This window comes from Salinimicrobium sp. 3283s (assembly GCF_039602225.1).
Classification (GTDB): domain Bacteria; phylum Bacteroidota; class Bacteroidia; order Flavobacteriales; family Flavobacteriaceae; genus Salinimicrobium; species Salinimicrobium profundisediminis.
In genome coordinates, this window is the sequence record NZ_CP143631.1 from 840,006 (window position 1) to 852,732 (window position 12,727).

Here is a 12,727-nt window from a genome sequence, read left to right on the forward strand (position 1 = left end):
AGCTTAATTATTTGGGATAACTATTTGTGATTCTTCCCCCGTCGAGGTGTCTAAAATATTTATTACCAACCCCTCCAGGGTTTCATATATTTCGATGCTTAAAGATCCATAAGTAAAGGTTCCTTCCTCATCAAACTGAAACCCGTCTAACTGTTCCCGTAAGAGGGATCGTGAAATTTGTGTTAGGATCTGTCGGTTTATATCTTTTCCTAACCTGTCGAGTTCAGATTCCTGTTGAGCCTGATTTCCGGGAGCTTTTAATTGATTTTGCGCGGTAGCAGACGCCAACATCCAACTATAGTTAAGATAATTACCCCCAAACGCAGGATTGGTAGGTTGATAAGTGAGTTGTTGACATTGAACGTTTAAGCCGAAAAAAAATAAACAGCTGAGTAAAAGTAATTTTTTCATCAAATTTAATAGTGTTTAAAATTATTGGCCTGCTGTTCCAGTCTCTGTATTTGAGCTAATACACGAGCCAGTGTTACGTTGGCCATTTGCTTGAGGTATTCTTTTTTAGGTTGGGCAAAGAACCGCATCACAAGTTGATCTCCCACATTCACAGAAATACGCGTCATTCTACCCCTTCCCGGCACTTCTTCAATTTCAATATTCTGGGGACTCACAATTTCCCGATTATAGTATTCTGAATAAAAATAACGGTAAAAGTCGCGTCCTGCCTTAGTAATTGTATTTTCTATCACAAGGCCGTTAATAATTACTCCGTCCTGTGGTTTGGCCTGATCTTTTGGAAGCGCTATTACCTGCTTTTCCTGTTCCTTTATCTCCTGAATAGATTCTTCTGTTATTTTAAACTCCAGCCTGTCTTTCCCAACTGGTTTATCATCCTGATCGTAAATCATAAGAAGAAGAATAATTCCCCCTTCATCACTCCTGTTGACTTGTGTTGAGGAAAGAATAACTTTTTGATTTGGCTCTAAATAGAAGCGGTTTCCCTGGTTGGATTTCGTAACGTTTCCAGCCCCATCCTTTTTGAAGAGCGTGAAATCATACCTTAAATTATGTCCCGCAGGAGTCACATTCTCGGCAGTTGCACTAAAATTTAAAAATTCACCTCTGTCTTCTACTTTAATTTTAGCTACAATCTCTTTATTGTAAAACTGCGAAAAACAACTACCGGAAAGAAGAAGCGCCACAGACACTATAAACATCTTTACAATATTTGTTTTCCTAATTCTCATATTAATTATAGCTTCTAATTATTAGTGAAGGCGTGGCATCGGTTTGTATGAACTTTAAGGATTGGGTAAGATCGTTAGCCCCATTTCTCTCAAAAACCTTGTCGTCACCCCTTTGCTCAAGTTCAAGTGAGATATTTGTTCCTGCATCGTTCACATAATCCCTAATTTGATTATTATCACCTTCCTGAAGAAGCTTAGCTATAGCTGTATTAGCTATATAATCAAGTTTAGTATAATTATACCTGCCATTCTGAGTTAGTGTAATTTCACTTGAAGTTGTTTGAGTTCGAATCTCAGCTTGATTATACTCCCCTATTTGTTTTAAAGCTACGGCATTTCCCTGTACCGTACTAAAATTAGGTTGAGTTATAGATATCCCGCCTATCAAACCATTTAAATTGGCCTCCAGTACCTTCTGATCGACTTCTTCTTCATTAATGTAAGTCTGCGCTAAAACTCCAGAGCTCATAGACAGCAGAAAGCAGGACAAAATCATTTTTATAAAAACATGAACTCTCATAATAATAAATTTATCAAATTTTATGAAAAAAGTAAACAGAAGGAATGTTTTTCCTTCTGTTTACATATAAAACACAATTATTAGTTACAGTTTCCTGTTGCACAAGGATCACTGATAGTGATGTCTGGCACAGGAGTAGGGTTAGGAATATCCATTGGATTATCAAAACCACAACCTATTAAAGCTCCACCAAACGGTCCTGCCTGAAAGATATTGGCAGAGTTTCCATTACCTGACTGGAACATATTAGCACTTTGACCATCATATTGTACAACCAGCCCTGAGTTATCATTTCCCCATTGTGCAGTGATAGCATAGTTGTCGCTTCCTATTTGGTGAGTATTCAATTTATTGTCATTGCCATTTTGCAGAGACCATACATAATTGTCATTACCATCCTGAACTTGAAGAGCTTTATTTCCTTCTCCTGTCTGACCCAGTGTAGCATCATTATCATCACCATCCTGATATTGTCTACCATAGTTATCATCTTGCCCAAAACCAGATCCAGAATAGTTTTGTGTCATATTAGCAGTGTTACCATCACCTGATTGAATTTGTTCCCCATGATTTGAAGCATAATAGTTACCACCATATTGGTTCATAGTAGCCGTATTCTCTTCACCCACCTGAGACTGGTAAGCCTCAGCATCATAAGAGTAGTATCCCTGGTTAACTGTTGCAGTATTACCTTCTCCGGCATCATCTGAAGTTGCAAACTGATATTGGAAAGACTTATTTCGATCTCCGAACTGATTTAAATAAGCCTCGTTACGAGCACCTTCTCCATCCTGCACAATTAAACCTTTGTTTGCATCTCCCTGTTGAATAGCTCTGGCAAGTTGACCTTCATTTGCATCTCCAGGATCTGGATCAGAAGACTGAGTTACCTGGACCTTGTTATAATTCCCGGTTTGATTTGTCCAGGCGTCATTATTATCATCATTTTGCTGAATTAAAGACTGGTTGTAAGAACCATTCTGAACTCCATATGCAAAGTTGCCAAATGATAGATTTTGTACTGGGTTGTTTACACCTTGCTGTACTAAAATTTTGTTACGAGTACTGTAAATTCCTTGAGTACCCTGCTCTGTACGCGCATCATTTACCCATCCTTTTTGATTAATAGAAGATTCATTGTTCCATCCTTTCTGGTTAGCTTCTGCCTCGTTATTATAAGCCATACTATAAGGGCCCCACCATGTAGGAAGATTAGGCCCCTCTTGTGTAATGCGGGCTTCGTTGTTATCGGGACCTAGCGCGTCTGCTTGAAAAACTTTAGCTGAGTTCAACACTCCCACCTGAGTCACTTCCAAACGTTGATCATTGCCATACTGGTCTGTTTCTGTAGTGTTTGCCAATGGCGCTCCTCCAGGGTTTTGATTGGCTACAGGTGTGGCATTCTGTGACCCTGATACCTGGGCAAATCCAATTGCCCCAATCATTAGCGCTGCTGCGCTTAACATAACTTTTTTCATAATAAAAGTAATTTAAGGTTAAAAATTTAGTTTACACATCCTTGTTTGGGGCAAAGACATTTTCGGCACCATCAATACAGCATCTAATAATAAAAGGGGGAAATGATTGGAACTCAAAAATTGAATTCCCCTGAAAGAAGTATTTTTTTAATCTTTATCTCTTTCACTATGCTAATTTACTTAAAATGAATTCCCTGCCAACAGTCTGATCGACGAATCGATGAACTACAATACCTACTTCTAGGTAGTTTCAATTCAAAACAACCATTCTCCCAAGAATATCTTAAAAAGTTAAACTTATGTTAAAGAGGAAAGCGTAATTTGTTATGAGGAAAAAACTTACAAATATATAAGGTTATTAATATCTTATTCCACAAAAAGAGGCTGATTTCCACACTTTTATTGAAAAAATCCTCAGTTATCATCATACCAAAGTGAAATTTATTATTCCTCACACAGGAGAAGCAGCAAGTCAATTTTATAAATTTTAAGAAGTTATATCAAAAAGAACTATTAAAAATATAAACAGCTATTTATCAGCACAATATAACTTTTGAAGAAGAATCGACATCTCTACATTTGATTTGTTAATCTGTATAAGAGAGAACAACATAAAAAAAGCCTGTAGAATTCATCTACAGGCTTTTACAATATTTAAAAGTGACCCCGGAGGGATTCAAACCCCCAACCCTCAGAGCCGAAATCTGATGCGCTATTCAGTTGCGCCACGGGGCCTTATAAGAAGGCGCAATTTACATAAATTCTTTAAACTGTAGCAAGAAATTTACGCTCTTTCCATCTGAATTAAAGGTGTCAAAAATGCAATTTTTGAAAGGTATTTAATTGCATATTTCTAACTTCAGAATTCTAAAATCTCCCTTCTAATTTGCCAGCTTCTTCTTTACTATTGCCGATATGGTTTTACCATCGGCCCTTCCTGCAAGTTCTTTTGAAGCCATTCCCATTACTTTACCCATATCCTGCATGCCATTGGCACCAGATTCAGATATGATCTTATCCACCTCTACCTCAATTTCCTGTTCACTCATTTGTTCCGGAAGGAAACCTTCTATAACAGCCGCCTGGTCCAATTCGGGTTGAGCTAGATCTTCCCTTCCCTGCTCCTTATATATAGCCGCACTTTCCTTGCGCTGTTTTACGAGGCGCTGTAAGAGCTTTAATTCTTCATCTTCACTCAATCCATCTTTGCCCGAAGCATCTGTGCGAGCAAGTAAAATAGCACTTTTAACCGCTCTTAAAGCTTCTAGTTTATTGCTGTCTTTTGCTCGCATGGCATCTTTCATTTCGGCCATGACCTTGTCCTGTAAACTCATTGTATTTGGATTTTTTATTCGTTATGCGAAGATAAGGAAATCGGGCAGTGCAAACTCTTCTGAAATAAAAAAACCTTTCGTTCTGTATAAGCCCTTGGTTTTTACCCTGCCACTATAACCTCTCCTTATATTATTCCACTTGAAGATTTTAAAAAAGGCTCCCATACGCTCCAGTTCATCATTGATCAGGGTTCCATAGAGGGTTCGGGCTTTAACCACTGGAATCTGTCAGGTGTGCTTGTGGGTGAAACTATGCAGGAATAATCAGAAATGCGTTCGTTAATCTCACTTTCATTCCTGCATTTCTAATTTGGTAGGTTAAAGAGCAGACATCAAAACCAAAAATTAACTTGCAGCAAATAAAAAACCCGAAGCCGGTATTGCCGTTTCGGGTTCTCATTTATTAAGGAAATTTCTTAATCTACATTGTCATGTAAAAAGGAATTATTTGTCCTAAATCTCAACTCATCATCATTGCCGCTTCCTAAAGTAGTGCGTGACAACTTTCCCTCTCCGGGCTCGGTGTGGTCAAGGTCTATACCCTGTCTTTTGTATGCAGGTTGTCTTTCATACTCGTCAACCTTACTTACGTTATTCCTGAACTTATAATTGAACTCCTTCATCTTGGCTCTTCTCTCGGCCGATCTTTTTATCAAATTCTCATTGATAGGAATATTAAAAGGATCTACGTCATCTTCGGACGTCTCCTTATTTTCTTCGGGTGCAGGATTTCCTTTTGAAACAGGAGGCTGCACCGGTGCTGGCTGACTCTTAAGTTTTGGCTCAGGTTGTGGCTGGGGCCTGCTCTTCTGCACAGGCTGAGAGCTCTTCAGCATTTCTTCCACCTGCATGTAATCCTGTAGCGAATATCGTGTCACCCCATTTTCAGTCTTTGCCTGTATCGCACTTTCATTCTTTACGGAATTTTTTGCTTCAGTATCTTCAGAAAGCGTATGAATTATACGTTGTTCCTTAGCAGGTTCTTTATGCTCTCCTGGCGCAGGTTGTTCCTGTTGCGCCTTAGGCTCATTTCTTTCTTCTGAAGCATTGTTCTTAGGCATGTCAAAAGTAAACATAAACTGTTGCTCCTGCGGCTCTGGCTCAACAACCTCAGGTTCCGAAACCTCTACATCCCTTACGCTGTCAGTAATAATAAATTCAGGTTCTTCTTCAGGCTGAACTTCTTCGTACTCCACATGCATATCCCTTACAGCATTTGAAGGATGGTTAGCTTCGGGCTCTCCATCTATATCTTCATCATCTAGTGATAGGGTGTGAACTATCTTATTTTCTTCTTCTGGTGCCGGTGCAGGCCCGTCGTAAACTGAAGATGTTTTCTTTGGAGAAAGCTCGTGCTCTGCCCTTTGCTCATCTTCAAGAGTGTGAATGATCTTCTTGGTTTCGGTATTTACAATATCATTTTGTTGCTCAATGTCGAAACCCGTAGCAATGATGGTTACAGAAATGGCATCATCAAGATTTTCATCTTCACCAACACCCATGATGATGTTGGCACTGTGCCCGGCTTCTGCCTGAATATGATCTGAAATCTCCCCAATTTCATCAATAGTAATTTCTTCGGAACCGGAAATGATAAGCAGCAGCACATTTTTGGCACCTGTAATTTTATTATCGTTAAGCAGCGGCGAATCTAATGCCTTCGAGATAGCATCCTGTGCACGGTTTCCACCTGAAGCCTGTGCAGATCCCATAATGGCAGTTCCACTATTGCTAAGAACGGTCTTAGCATCCCGCAAGTCAATGTTTTGGGTATAGTGATGCGTAATTACTTCGGCTATTCCTCGAGAAGCTGTGGCCAAGACTTCATCGGCCTTAGAGAATCCTGCTTTGAATCCGAGATTTCCATATACTTCCCTTAGTTTATTATTGTTGATCACGATCAACGAGTCAACATGACTTCGCAGGTTTTCTACTCCCAGTTGTGCCTGCTCGTTTCTGGTCTTTCCTTCAAACAAAAAAGGACTGGTTACGATCCCCACCGTAAGTATCCCCATATCTTTTGCCTGTTTGGCAATGATTGGCGCAGCACCTGTTCCTGTACCACCGCCCATTCCTGCCGTGATAAATACCATTTTTGTGTTGGTATCCAAAAGGGCTCTTATCTCGTCAAAACTTTCCTCTGCTGCTTTGCGACCGACTTCAGGATCGGCACCTGCACCAAGGCCTTCTGTTTCTCTTACTCCCAACTGGATCTTGTTTGGAACAGGGCTATTTTCAAGGGCCTGTGCATCTGTATTACAAATGACAAAATCAACCCCTTTTATTCCCTGCTGAAACATGTGGTTTATCGCGTTGCTACCGCCTCCACCTACACCAATAACTTTTATGACGTTCGATTGATTCTTGGGGAGATCGAATGTGATGTTTCCGAATTCTGTGCTGCTCATAAATTCTTTTTTACTGGTTTTCTACTTCTTTTATTCTTTTCCATAGTTATTTCTTCGCCGATCTACTCGGCGTTGTCTAAAAAATCCTTGAATTTTTCAAACCATTTTTCAAATATTGTTCTGCGGGGCTGGCTTATGGTAACCGGCTCTTCCCGCTCTTCTGGCTCCTCTTGCGGCACTGCTGTAGGCGTAGCTCCAGAGGCTACTTCTTCCTGCTCCTCTTCTTCATTTACATGGTGCCTGCTGTTAATCTCGAGGCTGTTCAATACCAAACCAACTGCAGTGGCAAAAACAGGACTTGTAGTCTCACTGTCACTATCCCCTGCCAGGTGCTCGTTTGGATAGCCTATTCTCGTGTCCATACCGGTAATGTACTCTACCAGCTGTTTTATATGTTTTAACTGGGCACCGCCCCCAGTTAGTACAATCCCGGCGATAAGTTTTTTCTTCTGCTCTTCGTGACCGTAGTTCTTGATCTCCAGGTAAACCTGTTCAATGATCTCCACAACCCGTGCATGTATGATCTTGGAAAGGTTCTTTAAAGTGATCTCTTTTGGTTCCCTGCCTCTCAAGCCAGGGATAGAAACAATCTCGTTATCTTTATTTTCACCCGGCCAGGCCGAACCAAATTTCACTTTCAGCAGCTCTGCCTGCTTTTCAATGATAGAGCAACCTTCTTTGATATCTTCGGTAATTACTCCGCCACCAAAAGGGATTACAGCGGTGTGCCTGATTATTCCGTCTTTAAAGATGGCTAAATCTGTAGTTCCACCTCCTATATCGACTAAAGCCACACCGGCTTCTTTTTCTTCCTGACTTAAAACAGCATTTGCAGATGCCAACGGTTCTAAAGTAACTGCCGAAAGCTCCAGTCCCGAACTTTTCACACACCTGCCCACGTTCCTTATCGAGGATACCTGGCCAACTACTACATGAAAGTTAGCTTCCAGCCTTCCGCCATACATTCCAATAGGTTCCTTGATCTCCGCCTGCCCGTCAACTTTAAATTCCTGCGGAAGCACGTGAATAATCTCCTCTCCCGGAAGCATAACCAGCTTGTGCACCTGGTTACATAAAGTTTCAATATCCGAGGCGTCTATCACTTCATCGGGGTTAGGGCGCGTAATATAATCGCTGTGTTGTAAACTGCGAATGTGCTGGCCGGCAATGCCCACCACCACATCTTTTATCTTCATGCCGCTATCGGCCTCTGCCTCCTGTATGGCCTGCTGTATAGATTGTATAGTTTGGGTAATGTTATTTACAACTCCACGATGAACCCCCAGGCTTTTTGCCTTGCCTATACCAATGATCTCCATTTTACCGTAATCATTCTTACGGCCTATCATTGCTACAATCTTAGTAGTACCAATGTCTAATCCTACTGCGATGTCGTTCTGTTCCATACCTTACTTTTTAGTGCATACAACCTGATTACCAAATTGTAGATCCACTTTTTTATATGCGTCAAGCTTTTTATCCTTAAGTGCCTTTTGATAAAAAGCTTTAAAATTTTTAAACTTCAATTCAATGTCTTTCACTTCGCCAAAAACCACCTCAAAATCAAGCCGCCTTAAATGTATCTCGTACTTCCCGTTTGGCTGGCGGTTAATACCCGTCACGTGTTGGGTAAGAAACTCATCGGCATTTATAAAGGCCATAAGCGGATGCAATTCTTCCAGCTGCTCCTCCTTCACCCCGGTCACCAGGGGCACCCTTGCCGAATGGTACTGTGACAGTGGCATCATCAACCCCTGCCTGTCCAGGTAGAACGGCGCACTGGCCATTACCCTGGCCAAAGGCTGCCTTTGGGTGATCTCTGCCCCCATCTTTCCGTCAACAGTGAGGAACACTTCAGCATTCTCAACCATATCATGCGATTCCAGTAAAGTTTCGACCCTACTCAAATCTAAAGTTTCTTTACCTATACTTCTGGGTCTCACCTCATTTTGTATTAACAATTTATTAACCGCTTCTTCAGTGAGATACAGATTTTCGCTGTTCGTAAAATGCAGATTAACTTCGGAAAGAACCCGCGCATGATTGCGCTTTTCGGCGAATGCAAATAAAAAGAACACTACGCCAATGAGCAAGAATGTTTTTATGTAATTCCAATTAATTTTCACCACTCAGTTCTTTACGTATTTTCTCTACTTCTTCCCCTATATCACCGGCTCCCATAAGCACCACTACCTCAGCTTTTTTAGCTCTAATTACTTCGGAAAGATCCTCCTTTTGAACCAGTTCTTTTTTATCATTTTTGATCATCTTCAGAAGCCATTCTGAAGAAATTCCATCAATTGGCTTTTCCCTCGCCGGATAAATATTCATCAGCAGCAGCTCATCAAAGAGATTTAAGCTGTTTGCAAAGTCTTCAGCAAAGTCTCTTGTACGACTGAAGAGGTGTGGCTGAAATACTGCCAAAACACGTTTCCCCGGATGCATTTCCTGCACCGCCTGGTGCACTGCAGCAATTTCTGCCGGGTGATGGGCATAATCATCAATCAACACCAGGTCGTCACGCTTAATTCGGTACGAAAAACGCCGTTGTACGCCTTTAAAAGAAGCCAAAGCCGTGGCAAGGAACTCGGGGGGGGCACCGTATTCCATTGCCATAGCCAAAGCTGTAACTGCATTCTGTAAATTATGTTTCCCCGGAAGGCTCAATTCAAAACCTGTATAGGTTTTTTCTTTTGTTCTTAAATCGAAGTGATAACTGCCATTTTTGACACCTATGTTCACGGCAGCTATATCTGCATCGTCGTTTACGCCTACAGATGTTCCTTTTAGAGGCAGCCCGTTAGCGTAAAACAGCTTCCCGTCTTTGGGTACCAGGGCTGCAAATGCATTAAAAGACTCTTTTATTTGAGAATCTTCCCCATAAATGTCAAGATGGTCGGCATCCATTGAGGTAATTGCCGCAATATTGGGTGCAAGCTTCAAAAATGACCTGTCAAACTCGTCGGCTTCCACTACCATGGCCTTGTCTCCGTCCAGAATGAGGTTGGAGTGATAATTCTCGGCTATACCTCCCAAAAATGCCGTTATTGAGCTGCCTGTTACCTTGAGTAAATGGGCCAGCATACTGCTGGTAGTGGTTTTTCCATGAGTTCCGGCAACAGCAAGGGTAAAATGCCCTTTTGTGAGGTTCCCCAGTACAGCAGCGCGTTTCTCCATAGTATAACCATCGGCTGCGAAGTGCAGATATTGCGCATGATCTAGCGGAATTGCCGGCGTATAAACGATAAGCGATTGCTTATCTTCTAAAATGGCATCTGGAAGATCTTCTACTTTAGGGGAAGTGATCACCTCTATACCCTCTTTTTGAAGTTCGCGGGTAAGCTGAGTTTCAGTTTTATCGAACCCTGAAACATTTTTACCCCGGGCACTAAAATACCGGGCAAGAGCACTCATCCCGATCCCGCCGATGCCTATAAAATAGATGTTTTGTATGTTATCGTAGTGCCCCATTTATGGCCAGGTTGTCAATAATTTTTCAACTTCATTTACAATATTTGCAGTTGCATTCGGCTTTTCCAGCTTCTTGATGTTCTTCCCGAGATTACGCATCTTTTCATCAGATTGTACCAATGGAAAGAAGATTGACCTGAACCCCTGTTCCAGGTGACTTTCAGAAAGGATCACTGCAGCATCTTTTTCGGCTACTGCCATTGCGTTCTTTGTCTGATGGTCTTCGGCCACGTTTGGTGACGGAATAAAGACCACCGGTTTTCCAACAATACACAGCTCAGACACCGTACCGGCACCTGCTCGTGAGATGATCACATCTGCCGCGGCATAGGCCAGGTCCATCCTCTTTAAAAAGGCAAAAGTCTGGATGTTTTCGAGTTCTGCATATTTGCTGTAATCTTCAAAATATAAAGTTCCGGTTTGCCACAATACCTGCAGGTTGTGTTTTTCAAATTCCTTCAGGTTGTCTTCTACCAGTTGATTTATCTTTCTTGCACCAAGGCTTCCTCCCAGAACGAGCACCGTCTTCCTTGAGGGATCAATTCCGAAGAAATCCTGAGCCTCTTTCCTCTTTTCGTCAACCTTCAGCAAATCCTGGCGCACAGGATTTCCGGTAAGCACGATCTTTTCTTCAGGAAAAAACCTGCCCATATCTGGATATGCGGTGCAAATGGTGTTGGCTCCTTTTGCAAGAAGTTTATTGGTGATCCCCGGATAGGAATTCTGCTCCTGTATCAAGGTGGGGATATTCTCCCTATTTGCCATTTGCAGTAAAGGGCCACTGGCAAAACCGCCAGTTCCAATAACCACATTAGGTTTAAAATTTTTAATAATATCGCGAGACCTCCACAGGCTCTTTACAAGTTTCACCGGGAATAGCAGGTTTTTGGCGGTAATACGTCGCTGTAAACCGCTTATCCAAAGACCCTCGATTTCATAACCGGCCTCGGGTACTTTTTGCATTTCCATTTTATCCTGCGCCCCAACAAAAAGGATCTCGCAGGAAGGGTATCGCAACCTGAGTTCATTGGCAATAGAAATTGCCGGAAATATATGTCCTCCCGTTCCTCCACCCGATATGATCACTCTCAATTGATTTTTCATATTGCCTCACTTAATATTTCCAACGGATTGTCTTCATCCGCTTTGGTTTCCTGTTCTATTTGTTCCAGCTCCTCTTCCCGCTTGGCGCTTACACTTAATACCATCCCAAGTGCAAGGCAGGTCATCCAGATAGAAGAACCCCCGCTACTTATGAGCGGCAGGGTTTGCCCCGTCACTGGAAATAATTCTACGGCAACGGCCATATTGACCAGCGCCTGAAAAACTATGGGCAGGCCTACCCCTATTACCAGTAATTTCCCAAATACAGTATTGGCTTTTGTAGCCACAATAATTATTCTAAAAAAGAGCAGGAGATATGCAAACATCACTCCTATTCCACCAATCAACCCCATCTCTTCAACGATAATGGCGTAAATAAAGTCTGAAGATGACTGCGGAAGAAAATTTCGTTGTACGCTTTTTCCTATTCCCTGGCCGGTCACTCCTCCACTTGCAATAGCTATTTTGGCTTTTTCAATTTGATAATCGGCTTCAGTGACCTCATCATTAGTAAAACTTTCCACGCGGCTTATCCAGGTATCTACCCGGTTGGGGAACAGCCCGGGAAAAGCCTTGGCAGTTAAAATAAAGATACCCAGCATAACAACCCCCACGCCTATGATGCCCAAAAGATACTTCCACGGATACCCTCCAATAAAGGTGACCAGCAGCACCATGAGAAATAGTATAGCGGTTGTGGAAAAGTTGGCGGGCAAAATGAGCCCCATCACAACAGCCACGGGCAACCAAAGCGGAAGAATAGTTTGTTTGAAAGTGTATGTCTTATCCTTGACCCTTGCCATATACTTGGCTACGTAGGTCAACAATACAACCGAAGCTAGCGTGGAAGGCTGAAAAGTCTTATTAAGAATAGGAATATTAATCCACCGGCTGGCGTTGGCACCGTCTATTACCACTCCCTGTGATACTGTGAACAGCAACAGGAGAATTAAGAGCGGAAGCGTAATGATTGAGAGGCCTACAAAATAGTGGTAAGGCACTTTGTGCACAAAGAACATAATGACAAACCCAAGGAATAAATGGATAAAATGGCTCACCAGGTAAGGCAGCGTGCTGCCGTCACCGTAAAGGTAAGCCAGGTTGCTACTTGCACTGTACACCGGCAGAAACGAAAAAATCGCCAGCAGTGCAGCCGCAGCCCAGATAGTTTTATCTCCTTTTACCCTTGAAAAAAATCCTGTCATTATCC

Annotated in this window: 11 protein-coding genes and 1 tRNA gene; all 12 read right to left on the reverse strand. The window is 42.1% G+C overall.

Annotated elements, in window-relative coordinates; translation table 11 throughout:
* Positions 1 to 3 precede the first annotated feature (3 nt).
* Complete coding sequence (locus VS868_RS03610) at positions 4 to 411, reverse strand: curli assembly protein CsgF (RefSeq protein ID WP_345599232.1); 408 nt, start codon at positions 409 to 411, stop codon at positions 4 to 6.
* Between the two features lie 5 nt (positions 412 to 416).
* The gene (locus tag VS868_RS03615; protein ID WP_345599234.1) at positions 417 to 1,202 is read right to left on the reverse strand and encodes a CsgE family curli-type amyloid fiber assembly protein; all 786 of its coding nucleotides are present in this window, start codon (positions 1,200 to 1,202) and stop codon (positions 417 to 419) included.
* A gap of 1 nt (position 1,203) precedes the next feature.
* The gene (locus VS868_RS03620; protein ID WP_345599236.1) at positions 1,204 to 1,722 is read right to left on the reverse strand and encodes a hypothetical protein; all 519 of its coding nucleotides are present in this window, start codon (positions 1,720 to 1,722) and stop codon (positions 1,204 to 1,206) included.
* Between the two features lie 80 nt (positions 1,723 to 1,802).
* On the reverse strand, positions 1,803 to 3,167 hold the full coding sequence (locus tag VS868_RS03625; protein WP_345599238.1) for a hypothetical protein: 1,365 nt from the start codon (positions 3,165 to 3,167) through the stop codon (positions 1,803 to 1,805).
* Positions 3,168 to 3,861: 694 nt separating this feature from the next.
* A tRNA-Arg gene (locus tag VS868_RS03630) sits at positions 3,862 to 3,935 on the reverse strand.
* 146 nt (positions 3,936 to 4,081) lie between these two features.
* Positions 4,082 to 4,534 (reverse strand): GatB/YqeY domain-containing protein, encoded by a 453-nt coding sequence (locus tag VS868_RS03635; RefSeq protein ID WP_266069238.1) that lies wholly within the window; start codon positions 4,532 to 4,534, stop codon positions 4,082 to 4,084.
* A gap of 416 nt (positions 4,535 to 4,950) precedes the next feature.
* Entirely contained in the window at positions 4,951 to 6,942 is a 1,992-nt protein-coding gene (gene ftsZ, locus VS868_RS03640; protein ID WP_345599239.1) for a cell division protein FtsZ, read from the reverse strand.
* A 62-nt stretch (positions 6,943 to 7,004) separates the two neighbouring features.
* A complete protein-coding gene (gene ftsA / locus VS868_RS03645; RefSeq protein WP_345599240.1) occupies positions 7,005 to 8,348 on the reverse strand; it encodes a cell division protein FtsA in 1,344 nt (447 codons plus the stop codon).
* A gap of 3 nt (positions 8,349 to 8,351) precedes the next feature.
* Positions 8,352 to 9,071, reverse strand: coding sequence for a cell division protein FtsQ/DivIB (locus tag VS868_RS03650; protein ID WP_266069241.1), 720 nt, complete (start codon positions 9,069 to 9,071; stop codon positions 8,352 to 8,354).
* Positions 9,058 to 10,413 carry a UDP-N-acetylmuramate--L-alanine ligase gene (murC, locus tag VS868_RS03655; protein WP_345599241.1) on the reverse strand — a complete coding sequence of 452 codons (1,356 nt, stop codon included), beginning with the start codon at positions 10,411 to 10,413 and terminating at the stop codon, positions 9,058 to 9,060. The genes VS868_RS03650 and murC overlap by 14 nt, the downstream gene beginning before the upstream one ends.
* Positions 10,414 to 11,517 carry an undecaprenyldiphospho-muramoylpentapeptide beta-N-acetylglucosaminyltransferase gene (murG, locus tag VS868_RS03660; protein WP_345599242.1) on the reverse strand — a complete coding sequence of 368 codons (1,104 nt, stop codon included), beginning with the start codon at positions 11,515 to 11,517 and terminating at the stop codon, positions 10,414 to 10,416.
* Positions 11,514 to 12,722 (reverse strand): FtsW/RodA/SpoVE family cell cycle protein, encoded by a 1,209-nt coding sequence (locus VS868_RS03665; protein WP_345599243.1) that lies wholly within the window; start codon positions 12,720 to 12,722, stop codon positions 11,514 to 11,516. The genes murG and VS868_RS03665 overlap by 4 nt, the downstream gene beginning before the upstream one ends.
* Between the last annotated feature and the right edge of the window lie 5 nt (positions 12,723 to 12,727).